The sequence below is a fragment of the Microbulbifer maximicatervae (SeqCode) genome (assembly GCF_052467825.1).
The window spans coordinates 2,471,824-2,495,636 of sequence record NZ_CP174327.1 but is presented as its reverse complement, the minus strand read 5'-3'; the positions used below and the strand labels follow the sequence as shown (position 1 = coordinate 2,495,636).

The window sequence follows — 23,813 nt, the reverse complement described above, 5'->3', positions numbered from 1 at the left end:
GCTTTCATTAGCTCAATTGATTGCCCTGCCTATTCCACCTCTACCCGTAAAACCATACCGTGTTGGGCCACTACTCTAACTTTCTGACCCACCTTCAGAGGCTGGTTACAGGTCGCCTGCCAAATCTCTCCATCGAGATGCACCAAGATCTCTGCACCCTTAACTTCACTTACCACTGCAGAGCGTCCAACAAAAGCCTGGTCTGCCGGGACTTTCGGCTGGCGTAAACTGCGTCCAACAGCGGTCAACAACATCAATAAAAAGACACCACTTACACCGGCAATAGCCCCAATCAGCTGTTTGGAAACCTGCATTCCCGGCACATCACTATCAATAAGCATTACAGAGCCAATCACCAATGCAATAATTCCGCCGATCCCCAAGGCGCCGAAACTCGGCATGAAAACCTCTGCCACAATCAGCAATGCGCCAACAATAATTAATGCAAGACCAGCGTAATTAATCGGTAAAACTTGCAAGGCATAAAATGCCAGTAACAGGCAGATAACACCAACAATCCCGGGAACAAAAGCACCGGGGCTATAGCCCTCAAAAATAAGCCCGTAAATACCCACCAATAACAAAATATAGGCCACTTGAGGATTGGTAATCAGGGCCAGTAATTCATTGCGCCAATCCGGCTCGTAACTTTCACTTTGTAGCTCGGCAATATTCTCCGGAATCGTATAATCACCGGTATCAAGCAATACTTTTCGACCGGCAACCTGGCGCAATAAATCATCATCATTATCCGCAACAATATCGATAACATTCATTTTTAACGCTTCTGGGGCCGTCAGGGTCGCTGCTTCGCGTACAGCTTTTTCCGCCCAGTCTGCATTGCGCCCATGGCGCTGTGCCAATCCTCGGATAAACGCGACTGAGTCATTAACGACTTTGCGCTCCATGGCCGTTCCCGCAAGCGGTTTTTCTTTTTCTCCATCCTCACTGTCTTCCGCCTTTTCTTTTTTCTCTTCCTCCTGCTTTCCCCCCGGCATAGGTGTGCCTTGAGGTCCGCCAATCTGCACTGGCGTAGCCGCTCCCAAGGTGGTAGCAGGAGCCATAGCGGCGATCTGGCTGGCATAGAGAATATAAGTTCCCGCACTGGCAGCGCGCGCGCCGGAGGGGTAAACGTAGGTGGCAATAGGGATAGGAGACGCAAGGATATGCTGGATGATATCCCGCGAAGCCGCATCCAACCCCCCAGGGGTATCCAGGTGCAGAATCACCAACTCTGCGCCCTGGTCCACAGCCTCCTGCGTAGCCCGCTTGAAATAATCAGTCGTCGCGGGACCTATGGCGCCATCAATTTTGAGTATGGCTACATGGGGAAAGGGCTCTTCCTGGGCGGCACTTTTGCACACAAAAAGGCTGAGCAGCAGCGCCAGGAAAACCAGGCTGCGAAAGAACAAAACGGGCGAATTCTGCTTCGACATGCATCCATCCCTGATGCGACATCTGGCTCAACGCCAATATTTGGATATTGAGTGCCACAGCGAACAAGCAAAATCACTTTAGCATTCACGACACCCTAAACCGGAAACAAAAAACCCCGGCTAATTCCATCAGATTAACAGAATTAGCCGGGGCCTTGTTTATTTCCACCGGGATTTACGCCCAGTTGAGTAGTTTTATACCCGATTGCGTCGGCTATACCAGTTCACATCGCGGGAATATTTATCTACCTGATTCTCAACACCCAGTAACATAGCAAACAGAGCCATACGCACCAGCAAGCCATTGTCGGTCTGGCGGAAAATCGCCAGGCTCGGATGTTCATTCAGGTCGGTATCCAGTTCGTTCGCCTCTGCCCGTGAATCCCGTGGCAGGGGGTGCATAATTACCGTGTTAGGCTCTGCGTGGCGGGTAAAAATAGCCTTATTCAGGCGGAAGCGCCCACGGTAGCGGTTGGCCTCTTCCTGAGAGGCGAAACGCTCTTCCTGGATACGGGTGGAGTAAACAATATCCACATGGGAGATAGAGGATTCCAGCTGATCCGTAACCGTCACCTCGTGCCCCGCCCCGCGCAGCATCTCCACAATCATTTCCGGCATCGCCAGTTCCGGTGGAGAAACCAGGGTAATCTGCACCTTGCCAAACAAACACAGCAGTTTGCACAGGGAGTGCACCGTGCGGCCGTGCTTGAGGTCGCCGATCATGGCGATACGAAAATCATCCAGGGTGCGACCGTGCGCAGCCAGTTCCTTGCGAATGGTGTAGAGGTCCAACAGTGCCTGGGTGGGGTGTTCATTGGCGCCGTCGCCGCCGTTGACCACCGGCACACGACTCGCTTCAGCAAACTCAGCCACCGACCCTTCTTTTGGGTGGCGCATACAAATCACGTCGCTATAGCCCGATAGCACTCGAGCAGTGTCGTAAAGGGATTCGCCCTTTGCCATAGCGCTGGCAGTAATTCCTACCGTTTCACGTACAGTACCGCCCAACAGATTAAAGGCGGCTCCAAAACTCAGGCGAGTACGGGTGCTCGGCTCCATAAACATATTGCCGAGAATCGCCCCTTCCAATACACGCGTTACCTTTTCACGCTGTGCATAGGGGGTCATGGCGTCAGCTACATCAAATACACGCTCTATGTCGGCGCGCTCAAATTGGCTGACCGACAGAATATTGGCTCCGATAAAGTCCATGGTTACTCCAGTGGTTGCGCCTTGTGGGCGCCGGGTATTCGCGAGCGGCATTCTACTCGGGCACCAGGAAAGAGCCCAGTGGAAGAACAGCCGCTGACGTGATTCGACACATTAGGCGAGTAAGCTATCGCCCCAGTTCTCCAGCTCTGTAATCAGGGAGATGCGCTCCGGGTGCTGCACCCGCAGCTCAGACAGCTGGCGGAAGTAATCTTCCAGGGTGATTGAAGCCCCGGCAGTAGCGTCAGTTAAGCGCTGGAAACACCAGATCTGCCAGCGCTGGTGCTCTTCCTCAGACAGGGTCTCGGGAAAATTGCGCGCCCGCATACGGAATAGCAGCTCGGGTAGGCGCTTATCGGTGAAAGGCACTTCACCCGCCAAAGCTTCCGGACCTCGGGCCGCCAGTCCACGGTGCAGTTCACGGCAGATATCGCGATCAGAGTCGCTGAGGAATCCACCGTAAAGGTCCGCTTCCACATCTCTCTCAGGGAATTCCCGATCCAGGAATACGTTGTGCAGCTTTTCCGTCAAATCGATATCTTTGAGCTTCTGCCAGTTCGCCTCACAGGTTGTGCGATCGATACCCAGCTCTGCGGCGCGCTTGTCATCCAGCATATTTGCGGGCGCCAATACCGGGCACTTGTTCAAATGCACCAGTTTCAGCCCTACCGGCAACTCGCCCTCACCCAGCTTGTCGCGAGAGGTGTACAGGCGCTCTCGCAGAGTGTCTGCATCCAGGCTGAGCAACGGCTCGGGGTCCATCGCCAGGTTGGCAACAATAACCGCATTGCGGTTAACCGGGTGACTGGCCAAGGGCATCACATAGGTCAAGTGACCATGGTTAGCAGAGACCTTGCCGGAAATATGCAATAGCGGACGGCGCTCGCGCATATCGATCATCTTGGCTACTTCCTGCTTGCGGCGCAGGCGGAACACATAATCGTACAGCTTTGGTTGCTGTTTGCGGATCAGCCTCGCCATATCAATGGTGGCGTGCACATCCGACAGCGCATCGTGGGCGCCCTCGTGGGAGATCCCATTGGCAGCGGTCAATTCTTCCAGGCGGAAGGACGGCGCACCGTCCTCACGGGTGGGCCACTGGATTCCCTCTGGGCGCAGGGCGTAAGTGAGGCGCACCATATCAATAATGTCCCAGCGGCTGTTGCCGGAGCGCCATTCCCGTTCATAGGGATCGAGCAGATTGCGATAAAGGGTGTAGCGAGTTACCTCGTCATCAAAACGCAAACTGTTGTAGCCCACCCCACAGGTGCCCGGCGCACCCAGTTCGGCGAGGATGCGCTGGATAAACTCTATTTCCGGCACTCCATTGACCAGGGCTTTCTGCGGGCTAATGCCAGTCACCAGGCTCGCCATCGGCTGCGGCAGGCAGTCCATTGAAGGGCGGCAGTAAATCATCAATGGCTCACCGACGATATTCAATTCTTCGTCGGTCCTGATACCGGCAAACTGCGCCGGCTTGTCGGCACCCGGGTCTGTACCCCAGGTTTCATAATCGTGCCAATAAAGTGTGGTAGAACTCACGGTACCTCCATAATTTGGCGGCATCATACCACCGAGAACCTCTTCGTCTGGACACCCAAGTCGAGATTTCGAGCACTCCGGACCAACTCCTTTGCCAACGCTGGTTGCAAAGCCGCCACCGCCCATTAAAATTCGGCGTTTCCACGAATTTAAGACAGCACTTCACTCTATGAATATTCGCCAGCTCCTCACCGACAAATTCCAGGCCGCCATGCTCGCCGCCGGTATCCCCGAAGAATGCGGCCCGATTGTGGCACCTGCGAAAAAGGCCGGGTTTGGCGACTACCAGGCCAACGGCGCTATGGGCGCTGCCAAGCGCATGGGCACCAACCCGCGCGAGCTGGCTGGCAAGATCCTTGAGCAGCTGGATAAAGGCGATATGATCGAAAAGGTCGAGATCGCAGGCCCTGGCTTCTTAAACATCCATCTGAGTGAGCAGTGGCTGAGCCAGCAACTATTGTCCGCCCAAGGCGATAAGCGCCTGAATATCGCCTCGGTTGAAGAGCCCAAGACCGTAGTCATCGACTATTCCCATCCCAACCTGGCCAAAGAAATGCACGTAGGCCACCTGCGCACCACCATTATCGGTGATGCCCTGGCACGACTGTTGGAGTTCCAGGGGCACAAAGTAGTTCGCCAAAATCATATGGGCGACTGGGGCACCCAATTCGGCATGTTGCTGGCACACCTTTCCGACAAGCTGGCAGACAGTGATGCAGAAGTGGCACTGGCCGATCTGGAAGTCTTCTACCGCGAAGCCAAGGTTCGCTTTGATGACGAAGAGGGCTTTGCCGATCGCGCCCGTGAATACGTTGTAAAACTGCAAGGCGGAGATGAGCAGTGCCTGAAACTGTGGAAGCAGTTTATTGATATCTCTATCAGCCACTGCGAAGAAATCTACTCCAAGCTGAATGTCACCCTCAAACAGGAAGACGTTTACGCTGAAAGCCAGTACAACGATGATCTGCCGGTGCTGGTAAAAGAGCTGTTGGATAATGGAATCGCTGTTGAAGACCAGGGCGCGATCGTTGTTTTCCTGGAAGAGATGGCCGATAAGGAAGGCAACCCCAGCCCGATGATTATCCAGAAGAAAGGCGGCGGCTACCTGTATGCCACCACCGACCTGGCCGCTATCCGCTACCGTGCCAACCAACTCAGTGCCGACCGTATCCTATATGTTGTTGATGCTCGCCAATCCCTGCACCTACAGCAGGCCTTTGTCGCCTCACGCAAAGCGAGCTTCCTGCCGGAGTCGGTTTCTCTAGAGCATTGCGCTTTTGGCACTATGATGGGCGACGACGGTAAGCCATTTAAAACCCGCACCGGCGGCACCGTAAAACTGGCAGCCCTCCTGGATGAAGCAGTAGAGCGTGCAGAGAAGCTGGTGGCTGAGAAAAACCCAGAGCTGGATGCAAAAACCTGTGCAGAAATCGCGCGCAAGGTGGGCATCGGCGCGGTGAAATATGCGGACCTAAGTAAGACCCGCACTAACGATTACATCTTCAGCTGGGAATCCATGCTGAGCTTTGAGGGCAATACCGCCCCCTACCTACAGTATGCTTACACCCGCGTACGCAGTATTTTCCGCAAAGCCGGTATTGAGCCGAGCGAGCTCAAGGGCGATATCCAACTGGAAAGCCCGCAGGAACGCGCCCTGGCAATTAAACTGAGCCAATTTGGCGAAGTACTGGACCAGGTAGCCAAAGATACCTTCCCGCACGTACTCTGCACCTACTTGTACGAACTGGCCAGCGCCTATATGAGCTTCTACGAAGCCTGCCCAGTATTGAAAGAAGGCGTAAGTGAACAGCAGAAGCACAGCCGCCTGCAATTATGTAATCTAGTAGCCAGCACTATCGCTACTGGCCTCGACCTGCTTGGCATTGAAGTGATGGAGCAGATGTAAATTGCTCCAGCCCGGTATCACCTTCTGTAACTTTTCAGATAGGCAAACCGGGCAGCACCCGGGTAGGCGGCCTTCAGTTGTGGCCTACCCAACCATCCTGCACCATCTTTTATCCCACTCAGGCCACACGTTTCCCGCCAGCCTGACAAAAGGAAATCACCCGTGAAAATACTGATTACCGGCGCCTCCGGCCTATTGGGGCGCAGTGTATTTAAACAGCTTTCCAGCAATCCGGTTTTTTCTGTTACCGGTACCGCCTTTTCCCGCGCGGGAGAAAATTTAATTCGCCTGGACTTGTCCGATAGCGAAGCGGTGAAGACCTGCCTGCAACAGGTTGATCCCGATATTGTCATTCACTGCGCTGCCGAGCGCTGGCCTGATCGATGCGCCGACAGCCCCGACACCGCCTGGCAGCTCAATGTCAGCAGCACGGAATTCCTGGCGAAATACTGTAACGAAAATGATACACAATTAGTGTATATCAGCACCGACTATGTTTTCGATGGCAGCACTCCGCCCTACAAAGCTGATGACAATCCCAACCCGGTTAACTTCTATGGCCGCAGTAAATTGGCAGGGGAAGAGGCGGTACTGAATAACGGAAGTCACTGGGTATTGAGGTTGCCCTGGTTATTCGGGCCCGTTGCCTATCTGGAGGAATCCGGCATCACCGCCCTACTGGATACTTTGCGCAAGCAAAAGCCAGTCACGTTGGATCACTGGGCTATTCGTTTTCCCACCAGTGTTGAGGAAGTGGCTGAAGTATTGGAGCAATGCCTGCTAAAAATTCGTAGTGGTATGAGTTTTGAAGGCATTTACCAGTGGAGTGGCGATACGGCCTGCACACGCTACGAACTCGCACACATTATTGCCAAGGCTTGTAACCTGAATGCCGAACACCTGAGCGCTGAAAGCGAACCCAATTTTACAGTGCCACGCCCTTACAATTGCCAGCTGGATAAATCAAAACTGACAGGTATGGGAATTAACGGTAGTGAACCCCTGGAGCAACAGCTATTACGAAATTTAAAGCCATTTATTGAAGGCTGATTTAAATAGCTTTCAGATAAAGCGCTACAGGGAAGTATCGCTGCCGGCCATGTTCCGGCTCACACCTGTGTAATACCGTTAACTCATACAACAAACGGTGCTACAAGGTGGCAATCGAGTAGATCAGGGAGGAGCTATTGGATTGCCGAGTAAAACCACTCGAATATTTAGGGAAGGATAAATGAAATTAAAACACTGGTTCTCTGCAGGAGCTCTGGTACTGGGCAGCCTAACCACATTGGCTTCTTGCAATGCGGATAGCGGACCTCACAGCAAGAAACCACACCAGGCCATCAAGACCGAAAACGCCCAACCCATTATCTGGATTGGCGACTTCAATAACTTTGATGATGCCGTAGCACTGATGCTAATCGCCAAAGACCCACGCTATACCCTGGAGCTGGCTGTCGTTGAGGACTCTTTCAATACCGTAGCGCACGGGGCCAACACTGTTTACAACATCCTCGAATGGCTGGGAAATAACGATACCCAGGTTATTCGCGGAGCCTACTTTGCCACAGAGGAAGTCGCCTACGGCGCAAACGGCAAAGCTTCAGTATCTCCGGTAAATGACGATAAGGCCGTTCTCGGCAGAGAAGACTATCAACTACCCAACTCCTCCGATTTCTCCACCGGTACCTGGAACCTGGAGCGCCGCAACGCCATGGGTATCAATCTCTACGGCCAGTATGTACCCGGCCCCTGGCGTGACAACGGCTCCACCTTATATGGAACTGACCACCTAATCCCGCGCGCCAAACAGGAGCACTACCGCTACCAAGGTAACAATGGTGTCTCCTTCAATTTTGAGCTGGCCGAAGACATTATCCTGGAAACGATGGATAACCTGGAGCAACGCCCAATAGTTTTCAACACCGGTAAACTCACCACCCTGGCCCGGGTACTTGGCAAAGCCAGCGAAGAACAGCTGGCTAAAATTGACCGCGTTATTATGATGGGTGGTGGCTTTGAGAATTATGAGCCGTTTACAGAGAATCACGAAGCAGCCTGCTTTGGCGATAAATCTAGAAATCTGGGCGGCAATATTTTCTCCCACCCCAGCTTCGGCTGTGACAGCGACTTCAGTACCCATCAGGAGTTCAATATTCTGCTCGACCCACTGAGCGCACAATGGACCTTCGACGCCCTGAGTGAAAATAGTATTGAAACCTACCTGGTTCCGACCAACTCAACCGATATGGCCAAAGTACAAGGCAGCACCATCGAAGCCCTCGCAGAGCGCCGCGCAACTCCGGAAGCCTGCTACACCTCCCAACTCCTCAGTTCCATTCGTGAATTTGAGGGTGGGGATTTCCAGGGTAATGGTGACTTCGCCATGGATGCCGTTATTCGCCTGTGGGACATTATTGCTGCCTTGGTACTGTTGGAGCCTGAAACTTTAGAGATGGATTTGGTACCCGGATTTATCGAAGTAGACCAGTTAAATGCCGGACTGGCTGACAGTATGACTCCTTATGATCCCATCACCTTCGACCCAACCGTGGGAAAAACCACCCTTGCTGAAAATGGCGAGGGCTTGCCAGTAAATGTGGTTATGGGTATCAACCACGATGCCGCCCGTACTGCGATGATTGAGCGCCTGCGTGATCGTTTTAATGCGGCGCGGAAGGGAGCTAAGTGTCGAGCTAAACAGCGTTAACAAAGAGATTGTTAGTGCATAGGAACCTTTTGACTACTCTGTATTGCTCTTGTGGACTTTTCAGAGGGTTCCTAAACCTATCAAAGCGTCTATAGCCAACCTGTTCAACTTTCGAGGCCATCTAAACTCTCAGATGACACCTTTCGTCAAATCCACACCATCCTGTGTAGAACAAAATCGTCCCAGCCAAAATATCACAGGATTTAACCCACTTTTTGAGCCCAAATTTAGCAGTTTCCTCGCTCAAATCCCGCAGATTGCCCCTACTCGCCCCGGTTGCTAAGATGCGCGCCTGCCGCTATGGCCCGGCTTCCCCTTTGATTCCATATTGCGACACTGGGGCTGCCTGCAAACCGATTTTCCCAAGCGTTACCCTCGCCTATCCGCAACGCGGAGGCCCGAGGCTTTCCACAGGAAAAGCGGTACTGAGGCCAGGTGCTATTTTTAACCGCGAGCGCACCGCGACGACTCCCTGCGACTACAGGAACGAAGTTTATGACCCAACCATCGCTGCAGCAGTTGGAACAACACGACGCCTTTATCCATCGCCATATTGGCCCCGATGCCAAACAGGTAGAGGCCATGCTGGAAACCCTCGGAGTTGCCAGCCTCGAAGAGCTGATCAAGAAAACCGTGCCCGAAGCCATTCGCAAGACCGATGAGCTGGATCTGGCCGACGCGATCAATGAAGTTGAGGCCCTCGCAGAGCTGAAAGATATCGCGGCGCGCAACAAGATCTACCGCACCTTTATTGGTATGGGTTACCATGACACCATTACCCCCAATGTGATCCTGCGCAACGTGCTGGAGAATCCGGGTTGGTACACCGCCTATACCCCTTACCAGCCGGAAATTGCCCAGGGTCGCCTGGAAGGCCTGCTGAACTTCCAGCAGATGATTATGGACCTCACCGGTATGGAATTGGCCAACGCCTCCATGCTGGATGAAGGTACCGCAGCAGCTGAAGCCATGGCCATGTGTAAGCGCCAGGTCAAACGCAACAAATCCAACGTCTACTTTGTAGACCAGGACTGCCACCCGCAGACCATCGCCGTAGTTAAGACCCGCGCCGAGCACTTCGGCTTCGAAGTAGTTGTAGGCGATGTGGAAAAAGATATCCCCGCCGAGCTGTTCGGTGCCCTGCTGCAATACCCCGGCAGCACCGGCCGCGTACGCGACCTAACTGACATTATTGCCAAAGTACACGAAGCCAACGCACTGGTAACCGTGGCCGCTGATCTGATGAGCCTGGTAGCCCTCCGAGCCCCGGGTGATATGGGCGCAGACGTAGTTGTTGGCTGTAACCAACGTTTCGGCATCCCCATGGGCTACGGTGGTCCCCACGCTGGTTTCTTCGCCTTCCGCGAAGCTTACAAACGCTCCGCACCAGGTCGTATTATCGGCGTTTCCGTCGACAGCAAAGGCAAGCGCGCCCTGCGCATGGCTATGCAAACCCGCGAACAGCATATTCGCCGCGAGAAAGCCAACTCCAATATCTGTACTTCCCAGGTGCTGTTGGCGGTAATGAGCGCTTTCTATGCGATTTACCACGGCCCTGAAGGCCTGAAAACCATCGCTGCCCGCATCCAGCGCCTGGCAGACATTCTCGCTTCCGCCCTGCAACAGGAAGGCTTTAACCTGGCCCACGACAGCTGGTTCGATACCCTGAATATCACCGTTGGCGCCAAGCAGGAAGAGATTTACCAGCGCTCCCTGGCCGCTGAGATCAACCTGCGTAAAATTGGTGAAGACGCCCTGGGCGTGAGCCTGAGTGAGACCGCCACCCTGCAGGATGTGTCCGACCTGATCAATGCCTTTATCGGCACCGAACACAGCATCGATCTGCATACTCTGGACAGCGAAATTGCCAGCAAGGGCTCTCTGGGTGTACCCGCCGCCCTAGCGCGCGATACTGAATTCCTGACCCACCCGGTGTTCAACACCTACCACTCCGAGACCGAGATGCTGCGCTATCTCAAGTCTCTGGAAGCTAAGGATATCGCCCTGAATCACTCAATGATTCCCCTGGGCTCCTGCACCATGAAGCTGAACGCCACCGCCGAGATGATCCCGGTCACCTGGCCAGAGTTCGGCAAGCTGCACCCCTTCGCACCAGTAGATCAAGCAGAAGGCTACGCGGAAATGTTCCGCCAGCTACAGCAAATGCTATCCGCCTGCACCGGTTACGATGCGGTGAGCCTGCAGCCCAATGCCGGCTCCCAGGGTGAATACGCAGGCCTGGTTGCTATCAAGAAGTACTTCGAAGCGAAGGGCGAAACCCAGCGCGACATCTGCCTGATTCCCGCCTCTGCCCACGGCACCAACCCGGCATCCGCCATGATGGTGAGCATGAAAGTGGTTGTGGTTGCCTGTGATGATAAAGGCAATGTGGATATCGAAGACCTGAAAGCCAAAATCGAAGAGCACGGCGACCGCGTTGCCGCACTGATGGTCACCTACCCGTCCACCCACGGGGTGTTCGAGGAAGGTATCCGCGAAGTTTGCGATCTGGTTCACCAGGCTGGCGGCCAAGTTTATATCGACGGTGCCAACATGAACGCCTTGATCGGCGTCGCAGCTCCGGGCCAGTTCGGTGGTGACGTATCCCACCTGAACCTGCACAAAACTTTCTGTATTCCTCACGGTGGTGGCGGCCCCGGTATGGGCCCGATCGCTGTTGGTGAACATCTGAAGCCCTACCTGGCGGCCCACCCGGTGACTGAAGTACCGGAAACCAATCTGGATAACGGCACCATCTCCGCCGCTCCCTGGGGCTCCGCCAGCATCCTGCCGATCAGCTGGATGTATATCCGTATGATGGGTAAGCAGGGTATGAAGCAGGCTACCGAAATGGCGATCCTAAACGCCAACTACGTAGCCAAGAAGCTGGGTGAGCACTACTCCCTGCTCTACACCGGTACCAATGGCTTTGTTGCCCACGAATGCTTGGTTGACCTGCGCCCACTCAAGGAAGCCAGCGGCATCACTGAAGAGGATATCGCCAAGCGTCTGATGGACTTTGGCTTCCACTCCCCCACCATGTCCTTTCCGGTAGCCGGCACCCTGATGATCGAGCCTACCGAAAGCGAATCCAAGGGTGAGCTGGATCGCTTTATCGAGGCTATGGCGACAATTCGCCAGGAAGTGGAAGATGTCACCAGCGGTAAATACACCCCTGAGGACAACCCACTACACAATGCCCCTCACACTCTTGAGGATGTAATGAGCGGTGAGTGGACCCATAGCTACTCCCGGGATATTGCTGCACGCCCAGCGGCGTGGTTAAAAGAGCACAAGGTGTGGCCCGCTGCTAACCGTATCGACAACGTATACGGCGACCGCAACCTGATCTGCTCCTGCCCTCCGATTGAGAGCTACGCAGAGTAAGATTCAACACTCTCACAGATGGATTTAAAAGCGGGCTTAATGCCCGCTTTTTTATTCGACCCACAATACTTTTATCGAACTGGCACAAACTCTCACGTCCTGTATAGCTACGTATTTGCAACCATCACCTTTCAACAATATTATTCTGCGTTAACTTAGTTAAAAATCCTCACATAGGCGGCGCCTAACAACAAAGAAACGGTATTAGAACGTTTTGGAAAAAATTTAGCCAAACTTTCTAATCGTCCCAAGCTTTCAATATCGGAGGTGAAAGTGACCATTAAAGTTTTAAAAGAAATATTAATTGCGAAGGGAAAAGCAGACTCTTACTCTGACGGTCAAACACCCATAGATCTATGGAGAGCTCTGAACAAAAAATCAGACCAAGGTGTCTTCGACTTTATAGAAAAAGGTTTCATTCTGTCTAACGGACGTCCTAGACCAGCAGATATCACCATAGAATACCGCGATGGGACAGAGTGGGTTTGCATAAAGGATCGCCCCAGGGGACTCAGCACTTTTGATAAACCAGGATTACCAAAAGGCAAAAACTGGGAGTACTACAAAATTCCTACAGGGACAGTTTTGCCAGAAGGTATTGCAATTGTAAAAGATGAATATAACACCAGATTTGAGGCAACACACTATACGATAGCCCCAGCATACGACATGCCTCTGAATCAATTTAAGAGTAAGTTAAAAATACTAGAAAAATCCTTAATTAAGGAAGCTATATAATGGAAGTACCTAATACCTGGGCACCACTACTAATTTCTGCTGTTAGAGATGCCGTTTTGTATCAAGAAAGCCTTTTAAGAAGTGAGACCATAGGCGACAAGACAGACTATGAGGAGCATCACTTACAGCTAACACAGTTCCTGGAGTTTCTTAAAGAGGAATATAAAGTGATTGAAAAGGAAACAGGTATACCCTTAGAAAAACTATTATAAAGCTTTTCTTCTGGGTGGCTTCAAACCACCCTGAAGCATATTAAGCTAAACAAATATATCCACACCACTTATCGCCCATAGCTGTATAGGATATCCCCATAAAAACAGTAATAATACAGACATTCCTGCCTGTACTGATTAGTTAGCTTTAGCACATCCCCGCTTCAGCAAGTCACACAAGATTCCACGGGGAATTTTTAACTACTTAAGGCAATTCGGGACCTCTGAAGTACCTGACCATATTGTAGAAAGGTAACTGCTAGAATCTTTAGTCACATTAAATATCATAGTACCGCCACCAAGGTTATTATTCTCATTACATGATGCTAAAGCGCTCGCTGCAGAAGCACTATCCAACACAGTAGAAGCGCCAACACCCAGCTTAGACTTATCAACACCCAGGTTGATATACTTCTGGATTCTTGAAGTACAACTTGAGCCCAACCAATAGCTCATCTCCCAGCCATAAGTTAGTTGATCGCCCAGTTTCTTGCCATTCCATTCAGCCTGAAAAGCATCGGTATCACTCCAGAGTGCTTTAGAAATGATTTTACTCGGCATTTTCTCTCGCAATGCACTAGTCACTTTTACCAGGGAGTCAGAATAGGTTTGGCTGCACTGTGAGTACTCATCATCAATATCAATACCATCCAACCCATACTGATCCACGGCATCTTTTAGCTGCTGAGCAAAGTCATCAGCGGACTGCTCATCGGCAAAACAGGACCAACCTGCATTTTGGTGATTTCCGAGAACGCTGAGCACCACTTTCGTACCCTTGTCTTGCAAGTCTTGTACTGTACTCAAATTGTTATTGAGCAAGTCTGACACTTGGTCATTAAAATGCAGTACAGCTTTCTGACCATCGTAATTAATATTTGCCGCGAAGATCACAGCTATATCAAACAACTGGCTGCCATCGCTCTCTGTAAAGCAGCCTGCATTGCTCAGGTTATTACTATTAACTTCTACGTAAGCAACTTTAGGCGCTGACACACTTTCCTGAGTAGTATCAGATTTACACAAAGTTGAGCCCAGCTCACGGATTTCATTCTTACGTGAACCACACCCATACCCGCTGCCATCCATGGAGGCATTATCGGCAAGATTTGCAATTTCCCAGTCCCCCAGGACTGAACACAGCTCATCTTTATAGATTTGAGCCTCAAGATAGGTGACCGGGCTTGCATCAGATGCACAGCTGCTTCCACTAACAACATGAGGCGCTGAAGGTTCGGATTTACACAATGTCATGGATAATTGGCGACTTTCGTTACTCGTCAATTGGCAATTATTTCCCAGATGTTCTATTGAGGACCCGTCTGATAAACCAACCAAGTCACCATTATTGAGAAGATCACAAAATTCATTAGGATAATTAAGCGCTTCAGAATAGCTTACTGTTGTAGTGTCCGAGGGACAGTCATCCGAATTGACCACTTCAATATCTGCGTATGCACCAGCCTGAAATAAAATGGTGGCACAAGCAGCCTGCATTGCTCTACGTGTCGATTGTTTCATATTTATGCTCATTTTTATTATGTGGTTATGTAAATTCTATAATCTAATATCGATAGTCAAAAAAAATGGTGTAGAGCTTACACTCTACACCCAATACTACGATCAACGAGGTATTAGAATTTATAGTTTGCACCAATATATAGTCTGCGCCCAGAGTAATTATAATAAGTCATTCTGTTTTCCTGCTTCCAGAACCCCTCTGCCTTTTCCTCCGTTAAATTAATGATAGATGCCGTGAAATTGAGGTTTTCATTGAAGGTAAAGCTGGTATTAAGATCAAGCTGCCCATAAGCTTTATCGTATAAATTATACCCTTGGTGAAGCCCCCCAGCTCGATCATCTTTCCAGTTATAAGATGCTCGCACACTGTACAAATCATTTTCATAATAACCGGAAAGATTGTACTGGTGCTTAGCCGTTCCAGGAATTTCTGCCTCAGTTTCTTCACCATTAACAAACACCCCTGAAGTACTAGTGTCGGTGTAGGTATAATTTGCCATTACACCAAAACCACTTTCGAACGCATGTTGTGCAAACAGCTCAACGCCTCTTGAAGTTGCCTCAGCACCACCCGTTTTTGTGGTCATATCGACTTCAATGGGTCCATTGCAGCAATTGTGCTCACGTAATACAACTTCAGTTGTGGTTATAGGAAGGTTGCTTATATCCTTACTAAATAGTGTTGCCCCAAGTGCGGAACCATCAAGGTAATACCATTCAATTCCCAGATCGAATTGATTGGAGAGCATCGCTTCTAACCCAGTATTTGCTGAGGTGCCGGTCCCACGGCCGGTCCAAGAATCCGGCGAGTTAATATTTACAGGGGGGCCATAAGACTCAGCCTGCCCCAAATCAGCATAACTAACTCGAGACATGGTTTTTGCTGCAGCAAATCGTATTACAAGGTCATCAGTTAGATCCCAGGCAATATTCAAACTTGGTAGGAAGTTTTCACTGTCAGCACTTCGATTATTTGCATTGGTGATATCTGTCTCTTGACCAATGATGTCATCGTACGTCGAGGTAGTTAAGTCGGTATTAACATAGCGGACACCAAAGTTACCCCGGAAGGCTTCCAATTCAAAATCTGCCTGTGCGTAAAGTGAAAATATTTTTTCCTCGATGGTATAGGTACCGGATAAGACAGGAACTACAGTCCGGGTAAAATTATCACTAACGTAGGCTTTAAGCGCATCTATATCAAAAGGCAGATAGTTAATAGCCCCGGTATCGCCTGCGCTATTATCGATTACGCTGCCGCCAAGTAAGATTGAAGTGTCTGGATGAAAATCCGGGTTGTGGAACCATTCGGTACCCGACAACCACCCACGATAACCACCGTTATCCGAAATACCGTCATCCCACAGGAAAGTATCTCTTAGGGACTTGGCTTCATGATCCCGATATTTAGTACCGACATAGATTTTGTTAACTATTCCCCAATTGGTATCAAATCCCAGGTCAAGCTGATAATAATCTTCCCTATCCCGATTTTGGGTAGCGTCAGAACTAAACCAGTCATAATATGGATAGGCCTCCTGATCCGAGGTGAGATCTGTAGAGATTTCGTAGCTAGGTTCCCCGTCGGCAATAGACCACAGCCAACTATTTACGGAACCATAACGTGCATCCATATTTGCCATGATTCTTTCGGAGACACCTCCTTTTGCAGAGCTGCGCCCAATATTCACTGCTGCTGTGTAAGAATCACCTTCATACAGAATTTCGAGGTCGAATGTATGAGATTCTGATTCACCGTAGCTATCCTGCCCGGTCAATTGCGGAGACATTAAGCCTCGCTCTACCTCAACACCACCATTGACATCAGCATCGCCCCAGTTATCAGCATTTAGCAAGCCGTTATCACCGTTGCCATAGGTGACCACGGTATCCCCTTCCAGCTCAACGCCAAAGTAAGGGTTATGGTTATCATTCCATTCAGCTAAGGTGAGATTCTGACTACGGGTATCGTATCCCAACTGGGAACCGAAATAGTTCAGAGAAAATTCCAAACGCTCAGTTGGCCGCCATTGAGTAGTAATTTGATAACCATCCCTGGCCCTATCCTGCTCATGATTACCAATACCCATGGCTCTGGGCGCCCAAACATTGTTGTAAACTTCACCAGTTTCCTGGTCAACAATTGCCGGACGCCCAGCACCTTCAACTGTATCTGAATGGAATCGCCAATGGCTCGCGTAGTTTTCAATTGAGGTTACGGTTCTGTCCTGCTTGGTATATCCAGCCAGGATACCAAAGGTTTCACTCTCATTTTTCCAGGAGTAAAAAGCACTATATTGAGGTTCCCACTGCTCATTAGTATCTGAGTAAGTGGTTTCAGTAGTTATAACACCCTCACCAGAATCCATTTCCAGAGGCTTACGACTGTGTAGAATAACCGTTCCGCCAATTCCTCCTTCATCAATTCTAGCTTCCGGGCTTTTGTAAACTTCTACTTTGCTAATCATGTTGGATGGCAGCAAAGTGTAATTAAAGCTTCGAGATGGCGCTTCTCCATCAGAGGTTGCAATGTAGTTTCCATTTAACTGAGTCAAGGTCCACTCGGCACTGGTGCCACGAATACTGACTCGACTACCCTCTCCACCACTGCGTGTAATTGTGATCCCTGGCACGCGCTGAAGAGAGTCTGCAACATTCTTATCCGGGAACTTGCCCACATCCTCGGCGGTTATCGCGTCTACAATAGCATTAGAATCCCGCTTAATTTCCAGGTTTCTGGTATTACTCTCAAGAATTCCGATTACCTCAATATGATCCATCGGTTTGTCTTTCTCAGAGATATCATCAGCAATCGCCACGCTACTAATGGCTAATGAAATAGCGGAGACTAGCGATTTCTGCTTAATCTCCCGGCTCCAGATTTTGACCGTGGTTCGTCTATTATTCTTGACTGTTTTCATAGTATCCCAACTTTCTTTTCTTATAAGTTATTTAAAAGAGCCCCTCTCCAAATTGGAGAGGGGCGAGAAACCGTCAGGGGACCCTAAACCCCGTAATGACAGTCCACTTGTTGAGCACTAAAACCCTAAGAAAAAAACGGGATAAGGGGGTAATAGAAACTGAGACAGGAATAGAACAAAATCGGCGTTTGGAATTTTGGAGGACACTAAGGGAAAGGTATTAGAAGGTATGAAAGGCCAAAATTCGATTATGGATTTACAGGATATTCAACAAATAGATAAACTATTTTTAAAGAGAAGAAAGCCAGCACCAAACCATTTCAACAAAAAACTTCTATTGATTATCCATCTCTAAGTAGTTCAGGAATGGCCTATCGCATTCAAAGTTGAGACTGAACTTCTTCTCTATAAATAGCGGGAAGCTGCCCAAACATGGTCTTGAAATGTCTACTGAAGTAACTGTGAGATGGAAATCCGACACGGTATGCGATTTCAGAAATTGGCCGCTGAGTGTCCACCAGCATACGACGGGAGTTCTCTAACCTAACCTCTCTGACAAACTGCATTGGAGTTTTCTCCAAATACTTTTTAAATCGCCTCTCAAGGGCGCTAACAGACAAACTGGCTACCTCTGCTAGCTGTTCGACAGTAATCGGCTGACTGTAATTATTTTTAATATATTCAACAGGCTTTTTCAGCTTATCCATTCTGGAGAGCGTTTTGACCGTTTCATTAAGGTCGCGAGCTACGCCATAGGTACCAATAATTTTTCCAGTGGAATTCTTTAGTGGGCGCTTGGATGTCGTAAACCAAACCAACTCTCCACTTTTCCCTATATTCAACTCCAGTCGATCTGTAATCGTTTCGCCCTCCATCACTCTTTGGTCATCACGCATATAGTTTTTTGCGAGATAAGAGGGGGAAAAATCCATATCAGAGCGGCCCACAACCTGATTAAGGGACCTGCATCCAACATGCTCAATAAACTCTCGGTTACAATGTACTACGTAACCAGAATCATCTTTTACCCAAAAAATAATATCTGATATTAAATCAAAAACCGCAATAATCTGCTGGGTAGACACCATTTCCAATATTGATTCAGACTTCATTATTATTATCTATAATAGCTGGTAAAGAGTCCCTGCCTTTTTTATTACTGTACAGATCCAGCAAGCAGAAAAGGCACTAAAAAGCGCCTTCTCGGCACTCTCCCCGCACCTCACCACCATACGCGGAAATAACCCGTTCAATTTCAAAATAGCCACGCTCACAGAAACCGGTTTCCAACATCTTTTGTTCGAGAGCCCAATCTAAATAACGCTCTACACGGTCACTTGAACGGCCTCCCAAACCGATAGTATCCCGCTGCATTCGACGTTGAGAACTAGGCTGGTTTGAAACTGGGGGAGGAAGATCCTGCCGATCCTTCTCAAGAGTAAATGTAAAACGCTTAGCTCCATTTTGAGCAATCTCAGTTACAAACGACTCTTTCATTCCGGGAATCGGCTTGTTACTGGAACAGGCACTGAGAAAAATAGGTAACGCTAGGCCAGCGGCAATAAATAAACGGGCCTGAAAACTGCTAATATTTTTATTATTCACTCAAAATCCTCTCTAAACACTAACCTGCTTTACTACATCGAGCGCAAAGTTAGTATTGTTTACTGCGTTTCTATTTAAATACCACTGTTTTATTTCCGTGTATAAACACTCGCTCCTGCAAAACTAGTTGCAGCGCTCGAGTCAAAACCAATTTTTCGACATCCCTACCTGCATCCGCCATGGTTTCTGCAGAATAGGCATGATCCACATGTATTACATCCTGTTCAATGATCGGCCCTTCATCCAGATCATCGGTAACAAAGTGCGCTGTGGCTCCAATAATTTTTACTCCACGCTCGTAGGCCTGCTGATAGGGCTTGGCTCCGATAAATGCGGGCAGGAAAGAATGGTGGATGTTGATAATGCGTCCACTATAGCGAGCAACAAAATCAGGGGTCAGCACGCGCATATACTTGGCCAGCACCAGATAATCCGGGTTGTACTCATCCACTAAGGTGGCCACTTGCTGCTCGTGAGCTCCGCGCTCCATCCCCTCTGCAGAAATACAGTGGAAAGGAATATCAAACTTCTGTACCAGCCCCTCCAGATCCGGGTGATTGCCGATAACAGCCGCGATCTCCACATCCATAGCGCCGGAATAGCACTTCATCAGGATATCCCCCAGGCAGTGGGGCTCGCGGGTAACCATCAGCACCAGGCGCTTCTTCCGCTCTATGGATACCAAGCGACGCTCTGCGCCCTGGGGCAGTGTCATATCCAGATCTTCCAGGAAGGTGGCATCGTTAAAGATACCCTCCAGGGCAGTGCGCATAAAGAAGCGCCCCTCAACCCGATCCACGAACTCATCATTCTTGATGATGTTCAGCTGGTGCTTGTAGCAAATATTGGTAATCTTTGCGATCAGCCCCTTATCATCGGGGCAGTCGGTCAGCAGTATCTTCTTTTCCATGGTCAAATTTCAGGCCAAATATCCAGAGTCCAGACTATACACTATGCCGACTTTACGATTCAGCGATCCATTCCGGGGAGAACATGGATAAAAACCTTTACGCCGATCATATGGCCACCCTGTGCCGCCGCTACGACGAAATCCTCGAGCAGAGCGGGTTTGATACCCTCAACGTATTCAGTGGCGCTCCCAGGGTGCAGTTCCTGGACGATAACTATTACCCGTTTAAGGTGAATCCCCACTTTAAGGCACTGGTTCCCATTACCGACAACCCCCACAGCTGGGTTATCTATCAGCGCGGACAAAAGCCAAAGCTTTTGTTCTACCGCCCAGTAGACTTTTGGCACTATGTACCGCCGGCACCGCAGACCTTCTGGAGCGATTTCTACGATATCGAGCTACTGAGCAAGCCGGCCGATGCCCAGGCGTTCCTGAGCTCGGAGAATGCCGCTTTTATCGGTGAGAGCGACAAGCTGCAAGGCTGGTCACTGGGGGAGGAAAATCCGGAGCTTCTGATCAACCGCTTGCACTGGGCCCGCGCTTATAAAACGCCTTATGAGGTCGCCTGCCTGCGTGAAGCGAACCGTATTGCGGTCAATGGGCACCGCGCCGCCGAACAGGCTTTCCGCAGTGGCGCCAGTGAATTTGAAATCAATCAGGCCTACCTGGGCGCTGCAGGCCAGGGTGAGAACCGTATGCCCTACGGCAATATTGTTGCCCTGAATGAGCATGCCGCAATCCTGCACTACACCCACCTGTCTACTGAGCGGCTGCCTGAGCCGCAGCTGAAAAGCTTCCTGATCGATGCGGGTGCTGACTGCAATGGCTACTGCTCTGATATCACTCGCACCTACGCCTATGCCGATAATGAGTTCGCAGAGCTGGTAACGGCCATGGATGAAAAGCAGTTGCAGCTGGTAGACGGCCTCAAACCTGGCCTGCCTTACCCGGAACTACATCGCCAGTGCCACTTAAACGTGGGCGAGCTGTTGCTCCAATTTGGCATTATCAAAACCTCTGCCGAGAATGCCGTGGAATCCGGATTAACTCGCCCCTTCCTGCCACACGGCCTGGGTCACTTCCTCGGCCTCCAGGTACACGATGTCGGCGGTCACCAGACCGGCCCCGATGGAGGCACGACACCCCCACCGGCCGAGTACCCGTTCCTGCGTACCAGCCGAACTATCGAGGAGAACCAGGTATTTACCATCGAACCTGGACTCTACTTTATCGATAGCCTATTGGGAGAGCTGAAAGACTCAGACCTCGCTGCCGAGGTTAGCTGGGATAAGGTCGACAGCTTCCGCCCCTACGGCGGCGTGCGTATTGAAGATAATATTGTTGTACACGCATCCGGTAACGAAAACCTTTCTCGCAGCGCTTAGCTCATAGACTAAAGCAATATTGTGAGAGTGCTTACAAGTAAGCGCTCTCGCAATACCTTTACCTTACTCTGAAAGTTAAAACATTAAAGAACGCCCCACCGCTCCCGCTTTTCCTCTCGCCGCTTGCGCCCCTAAGCTGCTTGCCCCCTCACCGAAAAGAAGCCAAAGTCCATCACCGGTATTACAACAAGAAAAGGGACAATTCATGAGAAAAAAAACACTGGCAACGCTTATAGCAGCTACAGTACTAGCCGCAGCCAATACCGCTTACGCAAAATCAATCGAGTATATTTTTTACGATAAAGAGGGCATTGCGGGCTCAGAAATTATTCACCAGGATGGAACAAAGGTATCTGGTGAATTAAAGCTCGGCTGGAATAACCGCCGCCTAAACCTCAAGGAGAGCTTCACTATCGGTGAGGCGGCAATGCCCGAGCAATTATCCATTGAAGGGATCAGCCCATTTGGTGCTCCAGTCAGCGAAGAATTTTCCCTGGAAAATGGTGTCGCTCGCTGGAAAGGTTCCGATGAACATGGCAGTGCAAAAACTTCCGAAGCCCAATTTTATATTCCCAAGAACAGTACCCTTGCCGTACAGACGCAATTGGTAAAAGCACTGATTGCCGATGCAGATCAAAATATTGATTTACTGCCGCAAGGAAAAGCACGCCTCCATAAGCTTGATAAAGTGACCCTGCAACAAGGCAAGAAAAAGAAAACGGTCCACCTTTACGGCGTAAGCGGCCTGGGCTTTACCCCAGATCTCGCCTGGTATGATGACAATGGGGATTTATTTGCCTCCGATGAGGGGGGATGGTTCGCCATCCTGCGCAAAGGCTGGGATAAATCTCACCTCGAAGAACTGAAAACCCGGCAAGTCGCAGCCGCAGACCAGTACCTGCAAGGTATTGCCAAGAAACATACCCACACATCAACACAACCCATCCTGATCAGCAACGTCAACCTGGTTGATGTTGAATCTGGCAAACTGCAGAGAAAGCACCATGTTCTGATCAAAGATGGAAAGATCGCAAAAATCAGTAAAAAACCGATCAAAGCCAACGGGGCAACCACCATTGATGCCCGTAACCATACGCTGATCCCCGGCCTCTGGGATATGCACGCCCACTTATCCCCTACCGATGGTGTTCTGAATATGGCCGCTGGCATTGTCAATGTTCGCGACATCGGTAATACCCATGAAAGTATCATGCGTATTGAAGGGATGTTTGAGTCAGAGCAAATCATTGGCGGCGACCTTTTCCGTGCGGGCTTTATGGACCGGGAAAGCGAAAATGCCATGCGAATGGGCAAGACTGCGGACAGCCTGGAAGAAGCCAAGGATATTGTCGAGTGGTATGCTGATCGCGGCTATCAGCAAATTAAAACTTACAGCTCGATGGAGCCCGAGTGGATCGCTCCCTTAGCCAAGCATATCCACGAAAATGGTATGCGTTTGTCCGGTCATATTCCTGCATTTATGACCGCCGAAGAGGCAGTGGACGCGGGCTTTGATGAAATTCAGCATATCAATATGCTGTTTCTGAATTTTATGGGCAAGATAGATACCCGTAAAAGACTGCGCTTTACAGAAATCGGTGAGCACGCCCACGAGCTGGATCTGGATAGCAAAGAAGTGTCTGCTTTCCTGGATAAGCTAGCCAAGAAAGGCACTGTCGTAGACGCAACCACCACCGTATTCAGCTCGATGTTACTGCGCCAGCCGGGCAAAGTAGATCCTGAATTTGCCGATATTACCGACCACCTTCCTGTGAATATCCAGCGCGCTTTTGTTGGGGCCGAACTGGATGTGAAGCCGGAACACCGGGATGACTACGACCTTTCAGCGGAAGCCCTGCTGGCCATGATGCTCAAGCTACACGAACACAAGGTCACTATGGTCGCAGGCTCCGATGGCATCCCCGGGTTTACCCTGTTACGTGAACTGGAGCTCTATGCCAAAGCCGGTATTCCGAATATTGATGTGCTGCGCACGGCCACACTGGTACCGGCACAAGTTATGGGGGCCGACGAGTATACTGGCAGTATTGCGGTGGGTAAAAATGCAGACCTGGTTTTACTGGAGGGAAATCCCCTTGAGGATATCACTGCGCTGCGTCGCACTGCACTGGTGCTCGAGGGGCAGAATATGTATCGCCCGGATGAGCTTTACACAGCCTTGGGTATTAAACCTTTCCACCCTTCAGTGCCATTTGAATTAAATAACACTACTACAGTAGCCACCAAGTCCGAGTAAGTTAAAAAAACAGAAGCGGAAAAAACAGAAAAGAAAAAACCGGCAATCCAAATGATTGCCGGTTTTTTTATTTC

The 23,813-nt window shown here is 50.2% G+C and carries 16 protein-coding genes; 8 read left to right on the top strand and 8 right to left on the bottom strand.

The window, feature by feature from the left end; translation table 11 throughout:
- Nucleotides 1-29: 29 nt before the first annotated feature.
- From ACJJII_RS11005 to sbcB, 3 genes are all read right to left on the bottom strand, one after another.
- Nucleotides 30-1,436: an NfeD family protein gene (locus tag ACJJII_RS11005; RefSeq protein ID WP_444919171.1), complete on the bottom strand. Its 1,407-nt coding sequence runs from the start codon at nucleotides 1,434-1,436 to the stop codon at nucleotides 30-32.
- Between the two features lie 195 nt (nucleotides 1,437-1,631).
- A complete protein-coding gene (locus ACJJII_RS11000; RefSeq protein ID WP_413664546.1) occupies nucleotides 1,632-2,648 on the bottom strand; it encodes an aspartate carbamoyltransferase in 1,017 nt (338 codons plus the stop codon).
- A 111-nt stretch (nucleotides 2,649-2,759) separates the two neighbouring features.
- Nucleotides 2,760-4,211 (bottom strand): exodeoxyribonuclease I, encoded by a 1,452-nt coding sequence (sbcB, locus tag ACJJII_RS10995; protein WP_444919274.1) that lies wholly within the window; start codon nucleotides 4,209-4,211, stop codon nucleotides 2,760-2,762.
- 145 nt (nucleotides 4,212-4,356) lie between these two features.
- Between sbcB and argS the strand changes: the two genes are divergently transcribed.
- The 6 genes from argS (at nucleotide 4,357) to ACJJII_RS10965 (ending at nucleotide 13,140) form a co-directional block, all read left to right on the top strand.
- Nucleotides 4,357-6,093 (top strand): arginine--tRNA ligase, encoded by a 1,737-nt coding sequence (gene argS, locus ACJJII_RS10990; protein ID WP_444919170.1) that lies wholly within the window; start codon nucleotides 4,357-4,359, stop codon nucleotides 6,091-6,093.
- Nucleotides 6,094-6,255: 162 nt separating this feature from the next.
- A complete protein-coding gene (locus ACJJII_RS10985) occupies nucleotides 6,256-7,143 on the top strand; it encodes a dTDP-4-dehydrorhamnose reductase family protein (protein ID WP_444919169.1) in 888 nt (295 codons plus the stop codon).
- Between the two features lie 181 nt (nucleotides 7,144-7,324).
- The gene (locus ACJJII_RS10980) at nucleotides 7,325-8,803 is read left to right on the top strand and encodes a nucleoside hydrolase (protein ID WP_444919168.1); all 1,479 of its coding nucleotides are present in this window, start codon (nucleotides 7,325-7,327) and stop codon (nucleotides 8,801-8,803) included.
- A 495-nt stretch (nucleotides 8,804-9,298) separates the two neighbouring features.
- Nucleotides 9,299-12,190 (top strand): aminomethyl-transferring glycine dehydrogenase, encoded by a 2,892-nt coding sequence (gcvP, locus tag ACJJII_RS10975; RefSeq protein ID WP_444919167.1) that lies wholly within the window; start codon nucleotides 9,299-9,301, stop codon nucleotides 12,188-12,190.
- Between the two features lie 273 nt (nucleotides 12,191-12,463).
- The gene (locus ACJJII_RS10970) at nucleotides 12,464-12,928 is read left to right on the top strand and encodes a Tse2 family ADP-ribosyltransferase toxin (protein WP_413664538.1); all 465 of its coding nucleotides are present in this window, start codon (nucleotides 12,464-12,466) and stop codon (nucleotides 12,926-12,928) included.
- A complete protein-coding gene (locus tag ACJJII_RS10965; protein ID WP_282934107.1) occupies nucleotides 12,928-13,140 on the top strand; it encodes a hypothetical protein in 213 nt (70 codons plus the stop codon). The genes ACJJII_RS10970 and ACJJII_RS10965 overlap by 1 nt, the downstream gene beginning before the upstream one ends.
- A 201-nt stretch (nucleotides 13,141-13,341) precedes the next feature.
- On the opposite strand, the gene ACJJII_RS10960 is transcribed toward ACJJII_RS10965, so the two are convergent.
- The 5 genes from ACJJII_RS10960 to purU form a co-directional block, all read right to left on the bottom strand.
- Nucleotides 13,342-14,661, bottom strand: a complete 1,320-nt coding sequence (locus tag ACJJII_RS10960; protein WP_444919166.1) for a glycosyl hydrolase family 18 protein — start codon at nucleotides 14,659-14,661, stop codon at nucleotides 13,342-13,344.
- Between the two features lie 113 nt (nucleotides 14,662-14,774).
- Nucleotides 14,775-17,582, bottom strand: coding sequence for a TonB-dependent receptor (locus ACJJII_RS10955; protein ID WP_444919165.1), 2,808 nt, complete (start codon nucleotides 17,580-17,582; stop codon nucleotides 14,775-14,777).
- Between the two features lie 380 nt (nucleotides 17,583-17,962).
- A complete protein-coding gene (locus ACJJII_RS10950) occupies nucleotides 17,963-18,694 on the bottom strand; it encodes an AraC family transcriptional regulator (RefSeq protein WP_413664535.1) in 732 nt (243 codons plus the stop codon).
- A 76-nt stretch (nucleotides 18,695-18,770) separates the two neighbouring features.
- Nucleotides 18,771-19,187, bottom strand: coding sequence for a hypothetical protein (locus ACJJII_RS10945; RefSeq protein ID WP_444914595.1), 417 nt, complete (start codon nucleotides 19,185-19,187; stop codon nucleotides 18,771-18,773).
- 70 nt (nucleotides 19,188-19,257) lie between these two features.
- The gene (gene purU, locus ACJJII_RS10940; protein ID WP_282934112.1) at nucleotides 19,258-20,097 is read right to left on the bottom strand and encodes a formyltetrahydrofolate deformylase; all 840 of its coding nucleotides are present in this window, start codon (nucleotides 20,095-20,097) and stop codon (nucleotides 19,258-19,260) included.
- An 83-nt stretch (nucleotides 20,098-20,180) separates the two neighbouring features.
- On the opposite strand from purU, the gene pepQ reads away from it, so the two are divergent.
- Together pepQ and ACJJII_RS10930 are read left to right on the top strand one after the other, a co-directional pair.
- The gene (gene pepQ, locus ACJJII_RS10935; protein WP_444919164.1) at nucleotides 20,181-21,482 is read left to right on the top strand and encodes a Xaa-Pro dipeptidase; all 1,302 of its coding nucleotides are present in this window, start codon (nucleotides 20,181-20,183) and stop codon (nucleotides 21,480-21,482) included.
- A 205-nt stretch (nucleotides 21,483-21,687) separates the two neighbouring features.
- Nucleotides 21,688-23,739, top strand: a complete 2,052-nt coding sequence (locus tag ACJJII_RS10930; protein WP_444919163.1) for an amidohydrolase family protein — start codon at nucleotides 21,688-21,690, stop codon at nucleotides 23,737-23,739.
- The last annotated feature ends 74 nt before the right edge of the window (nucleotides 23,740-23,813 follow it).

What these genes read in the sequence shown, in the direction of transcription:
- ACJJII_RS11005 (WP_444919171.1), bottom strand. Translation starts at nt 1,436, where the DNA reads ATGTCGAAGCAGAATTCGCCCGTTTTGTTCTTTCGCAGCCTGGTTTTC.
- ACJJII_RS11000 (WP_413664546.1), bottom strand. Translation starts at nt 2,648, where the DNA reads ATGGACTTTATCGGAGCCAATATTCTGTCGGTCAGCCAATTTGAGCGC.
- sbcB (WP_444919274.1), bottom strand. Translation starts at nt 4,211, where the DNA reads ATGCCGCCAAATTATGGAGGTACCGTGAGTTCTACCACACTTTATTGG.
- argS (WP_444919170.1), top strand. Translation starts at nt 4,357, where the DNA reads ATGAATATTCGCCAGCTCCTCACCGACAAATTCCAGGCCGCCATGCTC.
- ACJJII_RS10980 (WP_444919168.1), top strand. Translation starts at nt 7,325, where the DNA reads ATGAAATTAAAACACTGGTTCTCTGCAGGAGCTCTGGTACTGGGCAGC.
- gcvP (WP_444919167.1), top strand. Translation starts at nt 9,299, where the DNA reads ATGACCCAACCATCGCTGCAGCAGTTGGAACAACACGACGCCTTTATC.
- ACJJII_RS10965 (WP_282934107.1), top strand. Translation starts at nt 12,928, where the DNA reads ATGGAAGTACCTAATACCTGGGCACCACTACTAATTTCTGCTGTTAGA.
- ACJJII_RS10960 (WP_444919166.1), bottom strand. Translation starts at nt 14,661, where the DNA reads ATGAAACAATCGACACGTAGAGCAATGCAGGCTGCTTGTGCCACCATT.
- ACJJII_RS10955 (WP_444919165.1), bottom strand. Translation starts at nt 17,582, where the DNA reads ATGAAAACAGTCAAGAATAATAGACGAACCACGGTCAAAATCTGGAGC.
- ACJJII_RS10950 (WP_413664535.1), bottom strand. Translation starts at nt 18,694, where the DNA reads ATGAAGTCTGAATCAATATTGGAAATGGTGTCTACCCAGCAGATTATT.
- purU (WP_282934112.1), bottom strand. Translation starts at nt 20,097, where the DNA reads ATGGAAAAGAAGATACTGCTGACCGACTGCCCCGATGATAAGGGGCTG.
- pepQ (WP_444919164.1), top strand. Translation starts at nt 20,181, where the DNA reads ATGGATAAAAACCTTTACGCCGATCATATGGCCACCCTGTGCCGCCGC.
- ACJJII_RS10930 (WP_444919163.1), top strand. Translation starts at nt 21,688, where the DNA reads ATGAGAAAAAAAACACTGGCAACGCTTATAGCAGCTACAGTACTAGCC.